This is a genomic window from Streptomyces sp. NPDC048434 (assembly GCF_043200375.1).
Lineage (GTDB): Bacteria > Actinomycetota > Actinomycetes > Streptomycetales > Streptomycetaceae > Streptomyces.
Genome location: NZ_JBICXQ010000010.1, coordinates 147142 through 162183 on the forward strand (window position 1 = coordinate 147142; position 15042 = coordinate 162183).

Annotated in this window: 8 protein-coding genes; 5 read left to right on the forward strand and 3 right to left on the reverse strand. The window is 70.9% G+C overall.

Annotated elements, in window-relative coordinates; translation table 11 throughout:
* Positions 1-95 precede the first annotated feature (95 nt).
* The 4 genes from ACGFWI_RS14335 to ACGFWI_RS14350 all read left to right on the forward strand — a co-directional run bounded on the left by ACGFWI_RS14335 (position 96) and on the right by ACGFWI_RS14350 (position 10704).
* Complete coding sequence (locus ACGFWI_RS14335; RefSeq protein WP_393906261.1) at positions 96-1820, forward strand: helix-turn-helix domain-containing protein; 1725 nt, start codon at positions 96-98, stop codon at positions 1818-1820.
* A gap of 226 nt (positions 1821-2046) precedes the next feature.
* Positions 2047-2415: a WXG100 family type VII secretion target gene (locus ACGFWI_RS14340; protein WP_393906262.1), complete on the forward strand. Its 369-nt coding sequence runs from the start codon at positions 2047-2049 to the stop codon at positions 2413-2415.
* A gap of 67 nt (positions 2416-2482) precedes the next feature.
* Complete coding sequence (locus ACGFWI_RS14345) at positions 2483-8344, forward strand: toxin glutamine deamidase domain-containing protein (protein WP_393906263.1); 5862 nt, start codon at positions 2483-2485, stop codon at positions 8342-8344.
* A gap of 41 nt (positions 8345-8385) precedes the next feature.
* Positions 8386-10704, forward strand: a complete 2319-nt coding sequence (locus ACGFWI_RS14350; RefSeq protein WP_393906264.1) for an SUKH-4 family immunity protein — start codon at positions 8386-8388, stop codon at positions 10702-10704.
* Positions 10705-10805: 101 nt separating this feature from the next.
* Here the strand turns inward: ACGFWI_RS14350 and speB are convergent, their stop codons facing one another.
* Entirely contained in the window at positions 10806-11792 is a 987-nt protein-coding gene (gene speB / locus ACGFWI_RS14355; RefSeq protein ID WP_393906265.1) for an agmatinase, read from the reverse strand.
* A gap of 232 nt (positions 11793-12024) precedes the next feature.
* On the opposite strand from speB, the gene ACGFWI_RS14360 reads away from it, so the two are divergent.
* Positions 12025-12822, forward strand: a complete 798-nt coding sequence (locus tag ACGFWI_RS14360) for a phosphatase (protein WP_393906266.1) — start codon at positions 12025-12027, stop codon at positions 12820-12822.
* A 67-nt stretch (positions 12823-12889) separates the two neighbouring features.
* Here ACGFWI_RS14360 and ACGFWI_RS14365 read toward each other — a convergent pair whose 3' ends face one another.
* Positions 12890-13423, reverse strand: coding sequence for a GNAT family N-acetyltransferase (locus ACGFWI_RS14365; protein ID WP_393906267.1), 534 nt, complete (start codon positions 13421-13423; stop codon positions 12890-12892).
* Entirely contained in the window at positions 13420-14703 is a 1284-nt protein-coding gene (locus ACGFWI_RS14370) for an XRE family transcriptional regulator (protein WP_393906268.1), read from the reverse strand. The genes ACGFWI_RS14365 and ACGFWI_RS14370 overlap by 4 nt, the downstream gene beginning before the upstream one ends.
* Between the last annotated feature and the right edge of the window lie 339 nt (positions 14704-15042).

Genomic DNA, 15042 nt, shown 5'->3' on the forward strand with positions numbered 1-15042 from the left:
CGCCGCGCCTCGGGGGTTGACCCTAGGAGGCGCGAAGGCGACGCTGAAGTGTACGTTTCCTCCATTCACCACCCTCCGACGTGGATGGTTCGCACATGCCGCACCCTCTCCCTCCGCCGTCCACCCCACCGGTGCCGCTCGCGGATCTGCTCGCCCGTACGGATCTGGGCCTGCGCCAGATCGCCGGCCCGCGCGAGGGCGTCGCGATCCACTGGGTGCACACCTCCGAGATGGCCGACCCGGTGCCGTACCTCCTGGGCGGCGAGATGCTGCTGACCGCGGGGCTGCATCTGGCGGAGGTGACCAAGGGCGCGGGCGCGGCGGAGGGGGCGGACGCGGGCACGGGTGACGAGACGGGCGCGGGCACGGGCACGGCGGACGAGACGGGCGTCGGCACCGCGGACGGGACGGACTCGGCGCGGCCGGCCGCGCCCGCGGTGCCGTCCGACGCCCCCCGTGCGGACACCCCCGCCGGGCTCGGCTCCCACCCCGCCCTCGACGCGTACCTCGACGGCTACGCCGCCCGCACCGTCGCGGCCGGCGCCGCCGCCCTCGGCTTCGGGATCGCGCCGGTGCACGACACCGTCCCCCGCGCCCTGGTGGCGGCCTGCGACCGGCACGGCCTGCCGCTCGTCGAGGTCCCGGCGGGCACCCCGTTCACCGCCGTCGAGAGCGCCGTGTGGCAGGCGGTGACGGAGGCCAGGCACCGCGAGCTGACCCGGCTCAGCGAGGCACAGCGCGCGCTGGCCGCGGCCGCCGCCCGCCCCGACCCGGCGGCCGCCGTGCTGCGCGCACTGGCCCGCCATGTGCACGGCTGGACCGCGCTGCTCGCCCCGGACGGCGCGGAACACGGCTCCGCCGGCCCCCGCCCCACCGCCTCCGTCCGGGCCGCGGCCGGCCGTCTCGCGCAGGTCGTCGGCACGGGCGGCCCGTCCTCGGCCACCGACACCCTCCCCGGCAGCTCACTGTCCGCCTACGCCGCGACGGGACGCGCACGGGCCGGCCGGGCACTCGCCCTCGTGGTCACCGCGGATCCGCACGACCCGCCCGCGCACGCCATCGCGGGCGTCGCCGCCGTACTCCTCTCGCTGATCACCGGCCGGGCCACCGACCACGGCCCGGCCGCCGCCGGGCACTCCGCGGCCCTGGTCCGGCTACTCCTCGGCGCCCGCCCGTCCGATGTCGCCCCGCTCCTCGACTCGCCCCTCTGGACCGTCGTACACGCCGAACGCCGCCGTGACACCACGGAGTCGGCGGCCTCGCTGGCCGTCGCGCTGGGCACCTCACTCGTCGCCCCGGACGCAGGAGCCGGGCCGGCCACGAGCCCTGCGGCGCACCCCGGCGGCGGCCCCGCCCTGCGCGCCCTGGTCCCCGCCGGTCAGGAGATCACCGCGCACCCCGGCTGGACGCTCGGCATCAGCGAACCCGCCCCCGTCCCGGAACTGCCGGCCGCCGACCGGCATGCCGCCTCCGCGCTGCGCCGTGCCCTCGCCGGCCGCGCCGCCCTGGTACGCCATCGCACCCCTGGCCCCCACAGCATCACCTCGCTCGTCGCCCCCACGGACGCCCGACAGCACGCCCAGGCCCTGCTCGCCCCGCTGGCCGACTCCCCGTCCCTCCTGGCCACCCTCCACAACTGGCTCTCTCTGCACGGCAGTTGGGACCGCACCGCGACCGCCCTCGGCATCCACCGCAACACCGTCCGCCAGCGCATCACCCGTATCGCCGGCCTCCTCGACAGCGATCTGGACGACCCCGACGTCCGCATGGAGCTGTGGTTCGCCCTCCGTTCGCTCGACCGGGACACGCCACCGGCCTGACGGCGAGCGGGACACCTCAGCGGCCTGTCCCCGAACGCGAGCCCCACCCGCCGGAGGGCGCGGAGCGGCGAAGGGCCGCCGGGTCGCATCGGCCGCCGACCGCCCGGTGACACCCTTGTGACAGTCAACGCCTTGAGGAAATCGGGTAGTACGCCACTAAACTTTGCCGAGTCGTGTCGTACGTGACGCCATCATCGGAACGGGGGAAGCCGTGGCGGGAGAAGGATTGCAAGCAGATATACCGTCGCTGAAGTCCGGTGGCAAAGACTTCACCAGCGTCGGGCAGCGCTACCAGTCCGCGGTGGAGAAACTCAAGAACGCGCTGACCGGCCTGGAGGGCCAGGACACCCCGCCATGGGGCGATGACGACATCGGCGAGAAGTTCGGCGTGGTCTACGAGGGCCTGCGGGACGGCATGTACGAATCGATGGGGCATCTGGCCGCCAAGCTCCAGGAGATCGGCGGCGCCCTGAACACCATGGCCGACAACCACCAGGCCGACGAGGACTTCAACGATTCGCTGATGAAACAGCACGTCGCCAACGCCGAGGCCGAGGGCCAGAAGATCGTCGCCCTCAAGGCACCCCAGACCTGATTAGCAGTCAGTTCTCCTTTTCCGCAACGGTCATCATCGCTTCATTGTTTTACGGGGGATGGAAGCCATGTCGCTCATGCTGCCGGACTGGCTCGAGTGGGTCCTCGAAATGCTCGGCTACGACTGGCCGACGGGCGACGAGGACAAGATGAACGAGTCCGCCGACCGATGGCGGGACTTCGCGAACGCCGTCGAGCAGTTGCAGTCCGAGGGCGTCTCGGCCGCCGGCAACGTGCTGTCGGCCAACTCCGGCGACAGCATCGACGGCTTCAGCAAGACCTGGGAGAAGTTCTCCGGCAGCGGCTCCGGCTACCTCGACGATGCCCGTACGGCCGCCGAGCTCATCGCCTTCGCGCTGAACGCCGGCTCCGTGGTCATCATCGGGATGAAAGTCGCGGTGATCGCCCAGTTGGCGATCCTTGCGGCAGAGATCATCGCAGCTCAGGCGGCGGCTCCGTTCACCCTCGGCCTGTCCGAAATCGGGGCCGCCGGCGCCACCCAGGCCACTCGTCTGATCGTCCGCCGCATCCTGAAGGAAGCGCGCGAGGCCCTGGTCGAGGCGATCGTCGAGACGGTCAAGGAGCCCGCCGTCTCCGCGCTGGAGGCCATGATCTCCGACGCCATCGCCCAGGGCATGAACATGAACTTCGGTGCCCAGCAGGGCTTCGATGTCGGCCGCAGCGCCAAGACCGGTGCCGAGGCCGGGGTGGACGCGCTCAAGAACTCCGGCCAGACCTTCACCGAGTCCCTGCGCGACGGCGCGGGCGCCAAGGCTGGCCACCATGCCCGCAGCGGCCTCGATCACGCCGCGGGGCGGGGCGGGAGTGAGCACGGCGGCGAGGACAGCGGCGGAAACAGCGGGAGTTCGAGCGAATCCAGCGGGTCCGGAAGCGGGAACAGCTCCGAGAGCGGGAGCGGCTCCGGCAGCGGGTCGGGGTCCGGTGACGGAAGCGGCAGTGGGTCCGGAAGCGGTTCCGACGGCGGCGGGTCCGGCACCGACAGCGGTTCGGGGACCGGGTCGGGATCCGGGTCCGGATCCGGGTCGGGCTCGGGGTCCGGGTCGGGGTCCGGTGAGTCGAGCGGCGACGGAAGCGGTACGGGCACGGGCGCCGGGAGCGGCGGCCCGTCGCACTCCCCCCGCCCGATGAGCGACTCCGGCGCGGGCTCCGGCAGCGACCCCTCCACCACCCCCGACAGCTCCACCCCAGGCCCGGACGGCAACCGCAACACCCCCCAGGCCCAGCCCCTGCCACCCCCGGACCAGCGCACCGCCTTCGACGAGGGCTACACCGGCGACAGCGGCCACAACCCGTACGGGGGCTCCACCACTCCGGACGCCGGACCCACCCCGGACTCGGGCAACACCCCCAGCTCGGGCGGCCCCACGTCGGACACCGGCGGCGGCCCCACCCACGATTCGGGCGGCCCCACCCCCGACTCCGGCGGTCCCACCCACGACTCCGACGGTCCCACCCCGGATGCCTCCCGCCCGGACACGGACTCGACGAGCACCCACCCCACCCCGGACAACACCCCGGACGGCGCGCGCCCGGACGGCGTCAGCACCCACCCCACACCCGACAACACCCCTGACTCGGCGCGTCCCGACACCGGCCCCATCAGCACCCAGCCGGCCCCGGGCCCGTCCTTGCACCCGGACGCCGCACCGACCCCCGACTCGGGGACGACCCCTGACTCCGGCCCCGCCCCGGACCACTCGTCCGCCGACCGGCCCAACTCCCCCACCCCCGACGGTCCTTCACACCCCGACACGGCCCCGTCGCCGCAGCATTCGTCGCCCTCCCCCGACCCGGTGGCCGGCAACCCACCCACCAACACCGACACCTCGCACTACGGCGACGGCAACGACAGCGGCAACGGCGGCTCCCAGAACGGGGACGACTCCCACACCGCCGGCGGACGCCCCGCGACACCACACATGCCCTCCCAGGGCGCCCCCGTACAGCATTCCTCCTCCGGCCCGCCCGTCGGCCAGCGCGACCCGTCCCCCGGCGACCCCATGCCGCACGCCCGGGATGACGACGACACCACCGTCACCACCCAGTCCGCCGGCACCATGACGGCACCGCCGCCGACCCAGCACACGGCGGACCCCAGCGCCGGCGCGCCCGCCACACCGCAGCAGTCGCCCCAGAACACCCCACAGACGCCCGGCCCGATGATGGGCGTGCCCACTGCCATGCCCTCGCAGGGCGGTCCGGCAACGCCCAACGCCGCCCCGCCACGCGGCGGCACACCGTCCAACGGAAACGCCTCCGCCCCCTCCAACCGCCGCCCCGACGGCTCCCAGGCAATCCGCGACGCCACACAACAGCGCCGCCCCGACTCGCCTCCGTACAACCCGCGTCTGGACGGCCCCCGCCCCACCACGACCTCACCGGGCCCGAACCGCCGCCCCGACGGCTCCCAGGCGATCCACGACGCCACCCAGCAGCGCCGCCCCGAACCCCCTCCGCACAACCCCCGCCTGGACGGCCCCCGCCCCGACCAGAGCGGCCAGAACCAACCGAACCCACAGGGCGGCCAGACACCCCAGGGCCAAAACCCGCCACCCCAGCCAAACCAGTCGACCCCGTCGACCCCGTCGAACCAACACCCGGACCAGACCCAGCCGGTACGTCCGGACAACGCCCGCCCCGACAACACCCAACCCGTACGCCCCGACCAAACCCAGCCGCAACAGTCCCCACAGAACCAACAGGGCCCGCGCCCCGACCAGACCCAGCCGGTACGCCCGGACAACACCCGCCCCGACAACACCCAACCCGTACGCCCGGACAACACCCACCCCGACAACACCCAGCCCATACGCCCGGACCAGCAACACCCCCGGAACCAGCGCCCGGACACCACCAGGCCGGACACCACGCGCCCGGACACCACCCGACCCGACACCGCACGGCCGGACACCACCCGCCCCGACCAGTCACGTCCCCGCCCGGATGCCACCCGCCCGGACGACCCGCGCAACCCCCGGGACCAGCGCCCCGACCCCCGCCTGCAGCGCCCCGACCAGGCCCAGCCGCGCCCGGACGCCACCCGCCCGGATACCCAGCGTCCCCCGCAGCAGCAACCGCACGACCCCAACCAACAGCGGCCGCAGCAACAGCCACACGACCCCAACCAGCGGCCGCAGCAACAGCCACAGCAACAGCCGGACCCGCGCCAACAGCAGCCCCAGCAGCAGCCGACGCAGCAGCCCCACCGTCCGGACCCTCGTCAGCAGCCGACGCTCCAGAGTCACCAGCCGCAGCCGACGAACCAGCAACACCCGCAGCATCAGAACCACCCCCAGAACCAACCGCAGAACCAGCAGCAAAACCCTCATCAGCAGCCGCAGCACCAAGCCCCGAATCAGCACCACAACCAGCAGCCCGAACACCACCAGCAGCAGCCACCACACCAGCAGCAGCCGACGCCCCAGCACCCCCCGCGGCCGAACCTGAACGACGTGCGGGCGAGCCTCAACCACCAGCCCAGCGGCCTGTATTCGCCGTTCCCGCACGATCAGCAGGCGCTGGAGCACAACTTCCCGCGCAATCCGGACGGCAGCCCGCAGCGCCACGCGGACCCCTTCCAGCCCTGGTCCCGCTTCCAGAACGACGGCGGTCCGAGTGTCCCGGGACGCTCCAACAACTGCGCCGACTGCACCCGCTCGTTCATGGAGTCCTGGTACGGCAACCCGCAGGTGTCCGCACCACGCACCTACGACAACGACGGCCACGGCGGCCTGGACCGGGTCAGCGGCGAACGTAACGGCACCCACAACATCCAGAACTGGGCCGGCACCAGCTTCCGTAACTCCGGCCGGAACGCGCAGGACAGCTACCAGCACATCGCCGATGAACTCCGCCAGTCCGGCCACGGCTCGGCCGCCGCGGTCCTCGTCACCTGGCCCAAGAACCCCGACGGCTCCGGCGGCGGCGCCCACGTCTTCAACGCCGTCAACCACAACGGCCGCGTCGTCTGGGTGGACAGCCAGACCGGCCAGACCAGCCAGCAGCCCATTCACACCAACGCCGACGGTGTGTGGCATCTGACCCTCGACGCCGACCGCAAGCCCTTCGATCCCGCGGCCAACCAGAACCAACAGCCCCACCAGAATCAGAACCAGAACCCCCAGCAGGCACAGCACCAGAGCCAGAACCCCCAGCAGGGGCAGCACCAGAACCCCCAGCACAACCAGGGCCCGGCTCAGCACCAGCCCCAAAACCCGCAGCACAACCAGCAGCTGCAGAACCACCCGCAGCAGCAACAGCCGAACCAGCACAACCCGCAGAATCCACAGAACCCCCAGCACAATCCCCACCAGCAGCAACAGCAGCAGCAGAACGCCCCCGGCCCGCACCCCGCCGGCACCGACACCACCCCCGAGTCCCACTCCGGTCGTCCGGAGGAGCACGCGCCGGCCGACCCGTCGCGCTCCCACAGCCCGGACCACACCACCTCGGACAACCCGCCCCCGCCCCACAACCCGGACCACCCCACCCCGGACGCCCCGTCCTCCTCCCACAGCCCGGACCACACCACCCGGGAAAACCCCACAGACACCGACCGCCGCCCCCCGGAAAACCCCACAGACACCGACCGCCGCCCCCCGGAAAACCCCACAGACACCGACCGCCGCCCCCCGGAGAACCCCTCCGGTACCGACAGCCACCACCCGCCCTCCGACCCCTCGGGTACCAAGCGGCCGGCTGACGACGAAGAGGCGCACGGGGACACGAAGCGGCCCCGGACCGACGAGGAACACGCCGGCGGCCCGGAGGGGACGGCGCACGACCCGAGCGGCACGGAGGACAAGGGTCACGACCGGCCCGAGGGGGACACGGAGCACGAGGCACGGGACCACGCGCCCGATCCGGACTCCCCGCAGACCGCCGACCATCACGATCGAGGGCTGTTGCCCGAAGCCGCCCAGGCCGATCTGCGCACCACGCACGAAGTCCGTCCGGTCGACCTGGAGCCCGTCTACAACAATCTGCAGAATTGGGGTGAGCAGGGGCTGCTCCCCTCGCTCTTCGCGCGGGCCGCACACCCCGAAGGAATCAGCAAGCAGACCCTCGTCGACACCCTCGGATCCGACTTCACCGATCTCACCAGGGGGCAGCAGGGGGCCGTGGTGGCGGCGCTCACCCGCCTCTCTCTCGACTTTCACCGAGGGCATGCGGTCGGCGCGCTCGATCCTCAGGCGGATAACCGGCACCACCCAACCGTTCACGATCCCGGATACCACAACGACCCGCCCAAGCGGCAGCGGTTCCTGGACAACCTGCAAAAGCTCTCCGACAACATGGAGGCAACGGGCCACCACAACGCCGCGACCTATTACCACGCGACGCAGCGGCCCAATCGATCCGAAAACGATCTGCAGAATCACATGACTGCGGACGATTTCAAGCAGCTCCTGGACCGGAACAAGGGCGACTGGTCGAAGCGGAACTTCGCCAGCCTCGAAGTGTTCGATCCATCCATCAATGGAAATCGCTACATTTCAGACAGCTCGCTCCCCATGGGCACCCAATGGGGCGGCGGAGTTCACTCCGAGCCGCATGTGGTCGACTACATGAAGTCGGTGAACGAGGAGCGGGCGGCGAGGAATGAGCCACCGCTCAAACCCGTCAGCCTCTACACGGAGCGCGAGCCTTGCGGTTCCATCAGCGGCAACAACTGCTCCGGGTATCTGCAAAGGGAACTCGGCGACGACGTCAAAATCTATTACGGGACGGGATTCCGTCAGGGAGATCCCGAGAACGTCGACGAAATGGTCGAGAGGGACGGCGGAAGGCAAGGGGTCAGGAAGGCGAGGCAACTTGCCATGGCCGGCTTCAAACAGGATTCGAGCGCCTATGTCAATAGACTGCGGGGCATCTGGGGAGACTTGGCACGCGGCGGACACCTCTCCTAGGATGACTGGCTCCATGATCTCCGCGGAAAGGGTGTCGTCTCGTGCCTGATGGTGAGGGCTCCAGCGAATCCGTCCTCAGGAATTGGCTGGACCGCCCGGACGGAAAGCGGCGCAGGCTCATCGTCACCGGCGCCCTCGGCAGCGGAAAGACCAACTGGCTCGGCGAGACGGCACATCGGACCCCGGACGCCCTGTTCGTGGACTGCCGTGGAATGTCGGCCGAAGCGGTGGCTCTGCGAATTCAACAGGAAACCGCCACCGGGCCGGCGCCACACGGAGACCGTCGCGGCCAGTTGCGGCTGTATGAAGACCCGCGCGGTCGGCACGTTATTTTCCTGGCCAATGCCCAATGGGCGGGCGAGACCTTTCACTCCACGGAGCCGCAACGTCTGGCCGGCAGTCTTTCCTTCGCGCTGACCGGCGCCTACAACGCCGATATCCGGCTGGTGATGGAGTGGGACGCGGCGCGCATGGGGGCTCCTTGGCCCCGCGACATCGAGATTTCTCCCACCGGCACCGGCACCGGCACCGACACCGACACCGATACCGGGATCGCCGCCGGGGACCTGTCACCGCTCCTGTCCCGGCTGAGCGAGGACGCCTCGACCGCCCTCACCGCTCTTTCCTGGTCCGAAGTCCCCGAAACTCCCCTCCCGGTATGGGAGTTGCTCTGCCGGGCCATCGGCGGCTCCCGCGGCCGTATCGAGATCCCCGCGGTGCTCACGGAACTGGCGGACGTGGTGCGCGTGACCGATCGCGGGACTCCCGAGGAGCGCCTCTCCTTCCTCGACCCCGCGGTCGCACACACCCTCCGCTCGGAGCGGCCGACCACCGCGGACACATTCCGCCGCATCGCGACGGCGCTCCGCTCGGCGCTGTCGGAGGACGGCCGCCCCTGGCCCGAGCGTGGCCCGGCCGCCCGGTACGCGGCCAAGACGCTGCCCGTGTATGCCGCGTTGGCCGGCGAGCTGACCGACACCCTGGAGGACGGGTTCGCCCTGGCGCATTGTGAGCCCCGTGTCCTCTGGGACGCGCTGGCGCAGGCCTTTCCCGACGGCGTTCCCCAGGGGAGCGTCGCGGCCGATGTGCGGCTCCTCCAGGGGCAGGGAATCGACCCCGGAGACCAGGGCGAATGGGTTGCCTGGCTGCACCACGCCGCACTGAGCGCGAACCGTCCCGCACTGGCCGACGAACTCGCCGGCGCCGGTGTCGGCATGCCCTGGCGCACCCTCTGGTCACGATGGCGCCCCGGCGGCGTGTTCGGCGCCCTCCCCGGCGAAGCGGGGCGCATCGACGAGTTGGGCTTCGTGGTCGATGACGACGGTGCCCGCCTGGTGACCGGCCGGGACACCACGGTCGACAAGGCGGCCGACCCCGACTACGCGTATGTCCGCCGGGAGTGGGACCCCACCACGGGTGACCCGGCCACCCCGGGGGAATCCGTTCCCGAGCCGCTGGGAGAGGCGGAGTGGTGCGCCGAGGACCGGATTCCGTCGGATATGCCGGTGGTGTTCGCGCAGCACGCGGAGACCGGGTGGGAGGTGTACGGGTCGGCTCCGACCGTGCCGCCGCGCTGTCCGGTCGCCGTCACCCAGGCCGTCAGCGTCGGCCGTACCTGGTGGCTGGCGGGGGCGGGCGGACTGTGCGCCGTCACGGGGGCCGGCGACAGCCTCTCGGGGCTGCCCCTGTGGCACGAGGAGCCGCTGCTGCCCACCCACTCCCGTGCCGCGCTCTGGGAGATGCCGGACATCCCCGCCACGCCAGCGCCCGGAGGTTCCGGTGATGCGGTCACCCGGCAGTGGCTGGAGGAGACGTTCGGCCCGGGTGCCTGCCGCGCCCTGCCCGACAGCGCGGTACCGGCGGGGGTGGCCGATGCCGCGGCGCGGCGTTTTCTGACCGAGGTCGGCGTGCCCGTGGTGTCGGGCTTCCTGCACCTGATCACGGACCCGCCGTCCTCCGACGGCCTGGCGGAGGTTCCCTGGCCGGCCGACTCGTCCTCCGCTCCGCCCACCGGCGGTCCGTTCTACGACCTCGGCTTCTGGATGTATTCGAGGCTGCTGTTGGACGGCAGCTCCGGGCAGGTGCTGCGCGACGGCACGGGCGGCATGGACTCGCCCCTGGCCGGCGGCAGCCTCGCGCAGTTCTTCTCCCTGGTCAGGCTCTTCGACGCATATCGCCGGAGTCCCTTCCCCTGCCCCCTGGACCGTCAGGACGCCAAGGCCGGCCTCCACGCGTGGTGTCAGCGGCTCGACCCCGAGGCCGCGGACGGTCCGCTGTGGCGGACGATTCTGGAGGAGGGCTACCCCTTCGAAGACGGCACATGGGACCTGGCGTCGTACGACGGCTGGTTCATCGAGTAGCCGCGTCCGGCCCCGGGAAGAGGACGCCCGGCCCGCCACGGTGTCCGTGGCGGGCCGGGCGTCGTCGACTGCTGCTGTCGGCCTGCGGGACCGCGCGGTGCCTACTGGCCCTGCCGGGCCGCCGCGATCTGCCGCGACATGATCGTCGTCAGCTCGTACGCGGTGTGGGAGGCGGCCACGCAGGTGATCTCCGCGTGGTCGTACGCCGGGGCGACCTCGACGACGTCCGCCGAGACCAGGTTGCACGACGACAGCCCGCGCACGATCTCCAGCAGCTCGCGGGAGGTGAGGCCGCCGGCCTCGGGGGTGCCGGTGCCGGGGGCGTGGGCCGGGTCCAGGACGTCGATGTCGATGGAGATGTACAGCGGGCGGTCGCCGATGCGCTGGCGGAGCTGGTCGGCGACCTCGTCGACGCCGCGGCGCATGACGTCGGCGGAGGTGACGATGCCGAAGCCCATCTTCTCGTCGTCGTCGAGGTCCTTCTTGCCGTAGAGCGGACCGCGGGTGCCGACGTGGGAGAGCGCGGAGGTGTCGAGGATGCCCTCCTCGACGGCGCGGCGGAAGGGGGTGCCGTGGGTGTACTCGGCGCCGAAGTAGGTGTCCCAGGTGTCCAGATGGGCGTCGAAGTGCAGCAGCGCGACCGGGCCGTGCTTCTTGGCGACCGAGCGGAGGAGGGGAAGGGCGATGGTGTGGTCGCCGCCGAGGGTCATCATGCGGGCGCCGCCGGCGAGCAGGTCGTCCGCCGCGGCCTCGACCGTCTCCACGGCCTCGTTGATGTTGAAGGGGTTGGCCGCGATGTCACCGGCGTCGGCCACCTGCGCGAGCGCGAAGGGCGACGCGTCCTGGGCCGGGTTGTAGGGGCGCAGAAGGCGGGACGCCTCGCGGATGGCGTTGCCGCCGAAGCGGGCTCCGGGGCGGTAGGAGACGCCGGTGTCGAAGGGGACACCGACGACGGCCACATCGGCCCGGCCGCCGACCTCGTCGAGGCGGGGCAGTCGGGCGAAGGTCGCCGGCCCGGCGAAACGCGGGATGCGGGAGGAGTCGACGGGGCCCACGGGCCCGTTGGATGCGCTGGCTGCGGTGGTCATGAGGCGAGAGTAGGGAGGGCCGGGCCCGTGGCACATGGACATTTGCGGAGATGACATCCGGTGCGTTGGACGTTTTGGCCAGGGGCCCGGGGACACCGGACAGGCGGCGGCCAGGTCTTTTCTCGGCTCTCGGCGTCCGCACCGCGGTGCCACCGCTCCGGCATCCGCACCCCGGTGTCCGGGCTGCGGAACTCCACCGCCCCGGAACAGGCGTACGGGCACAATGGGCGCTATGCCGATAGCCTCCGCAGCCGCTGCCCCCTCGCGCGCCGAACTCGTCGATCATCTCGTACGGACCCGGATCGCCGGTGAGGTCGCCACTCCCCGCGAGAACAACCTCTCCCACTACCGCAGACTCGCCAACGGCGAGCGCTATTACTGGTTCGGCCTGGAGTTCGGCGACCGCTGGACGGACGAGCAGGATGTGCTGGCCGTCATGGCGGAGCGCTGCGGGGTGAACGACGATCCGCACCACCGGCAGGGGCAGGACACCATCGATCCCGAGCTCACGGTGGAGGCGCTGGACCGTGCGGCAGCGGTGCTGCGCAAGGCGGCGGCCGACGGGCAGCGGGTGCTGTTCGCGACCGGTCACCCGGGCGGGCTGCTCGATGTGCACCGGGCCACGGCCGAGGCGCTGCGTGCCCAGGGCTGCGAGATCGTGGTCATCCCGGACGGACTGCGGGCGGACGACGGGATGGTCTTCCAGTTCGGCGAGGTGGCGATGCTGGAGCGCGGCGCGACGCTGTGGCACACCCACTCCCCCGAGCCGATGGCCGCGATCCTGGACGGGCTGGAGCGCGAAGGGCGGCCGCTGCCGGATCTGGTGATGGCCGACCACGGCTGGGCGGGCTGCGCCGGCCAGCGCGGTATCGACGCGGTGGGCTTCGCCGACTGCAACGACCCGGCTCTCTTCCTGGCCGAGGCCGAGGGCACCCTCCAGGTGACGATCCCCCTGGACGACCACGTCCTGAGCCCGCGCCACTACGACCCGCTGACGGCCTACCTGCTGGACGCGGCGGGGCTGGGCTGAGCGGGTCCGGCTGAGCGAGCTGGCCGACAAAGCCCCCTGGGGCGGAACCAGTTCGGTGGGCCCGGACTCAGCGAACGGACCTGACCATCGCCGTCAGGACCGGCGAGGCGGGCGAGGGCCGGCTCTGGCCGATGTCTTCGTATCCCCAGGACTCGTAGAGCCGGTGCACTTTTCCGTTTCCGGCGAGCGGGTTGACCATGAGCGAGACGTAAGGCTCGTTGCGGTCGGCAAGGAGCGCGTCGTGGATGCGCCGGGCGATGCCGGTGCCGCGCCAGGAGATGCGAACGCCGATTTCTTTGAGGGCTACGGCGTACCGGTCGGTGTATTCAGCCGGCGGAACGGGTGTGACGCGTTTCCACCAACGGTCTTCGGCATCAACAGCGTTGGCGTACACATAGCCGATGGGCTCGTCCTGCTCATACGCAAGGATCGCTACCCAACCTGGCTCCTTGGAATGACGGTCGAGGCGCTCGGCGAAGGCAGTGACCGCGTAGTTCGGAAGGTGCAAGAGGTCTGCGCGGACATCGGCGTACACGTCCAGGAGGTCTTGCCGGGCCGGTTCGAGCGAGTGGAACGTGCGCAGCTCGACGGTGGGCGTCATACCGATTCCTTCCAGGTGGTGTGTACGTACTGATTCCACATGCGGGTGGTCGGGCTGTTCGGCGCCATGGTGTGCATCTTGATGTGGAAGCTGCGGAGCATCCGGGCGACCCGCGGGTGATGTGCGGCAGCATCGAGGGGGACCGACATGGCGGTGGCGACAGCGGGCCCCACATCCTCCTGGCCGAGTTGAGCGCACGCCAGCCGAGTAGTGGCGATGGCTTTTGACCGTTGCATGTGGGGCCGGAGGGCCGCCAAGCATCGGTGGGCATGCGCTTCCGCCGTCTCATTGTCGCCGAGGGCGAGGTATCCGGTGAGCGCGAGCGAATCCAACTCCGCCTGGTCATAGAACGAGGTCATCCATACGGGGCGGTTGGCGCGCGGATCGGCGCGGTCCATCGCTTCCTGGGCCTGGGCGAAGCTGCGCCGGGCCGCCGTGACATTTCTGGCAACGCCGTGAATGGCTGCCTGCCTGGCGAGACCGAGGGAAGCGAACAGTGGATCACGGCGCGTGATGGAGAGGCTGCGGGCAACGTCATTCGCAGCCATTGCTTCAATGGGACGGCCCATATGCCGGTACAGCGTTCCGGCATGCGACCAAATGCGGAATTTGATGGCCGGGTCGGCTGATAATTCGGCGAGTGCTTGAGCTTCTCGCATATGGACCATCGCGTCTTCGAAACGCTGCCCGTCGATTGCGGCCCACATCGCCGAAGACCGGAATGCCGCCGCGCATGCGTACACGTAGGCACGCACTCGCTGACTGGCACTCCCGGAATTTTGCAGGGCCAGGGCCTCGCCGGCGAGCGCTACGGCTTTCTGCTCGATGCCAAGCCGGCCGCCGTGGCGGTGGTCACTCGCGATGATCTCGGCGAAACGTTGTTGGAGTCGGTCAACGTCGCTCGTCCCGATCCGGCGGTGGGAGCCGGACGCAGGTGTGGCCGCGGCAGCGGCCAAGGCCGTCCCGGCGGTGAGGAAACGACGGCGTTCCACAGGATCCTCCGGCGGTGGTGCGGGGGCGGACGACGGGGCGCGGCCCCGCGGTACGAAGCCTAAGACGGTGGCGGGCAGCCCGGTGACTTTCTCCAGTGCCACCCGGGTCGCCGACTTCGGCCACCGCACCCGGCCCGCTTTCCAGTCCCGGACCGATGAGCCGTCCAGCCCTCCGACTTTCCCGGTGAGGTCACCGACTGCCGAATTCACTGCCTCGGCCAGCGAATTGGAGCTGTAACCGTGCTCCTTCATCCATTCTGCAAGCGCCGTATTCCGCAAGGTGGTCATGTACGGAAGGTAGCCCCGCGCTCCCCGCATCGTCAGCTAAAAGAGTAGCCAAATCGCCCTAGGGGTTGTGGAGAAGAGGTTGCCCGATCTCCCTAATCACCTTGCCCTGGCACCGCGTTAGCTGGTCATGAGCCGACTGCGAGGCTCCGGCGACTGAGTGGCCGCGACGGGCCTCTCGGGAACCCGTGCCGACGCGACGGCTCTGCGGGTTCTCGCGCTCCCGTCGTGGCGGCCCGCGTCCACAGCGAACTGGAGGACTGACCAAGATGCCCACCGCATCAACCGCTCGCCACCCCCTCACCGGTACCGCTCCGCACCCCCGATCTGCACCGTCCGTAC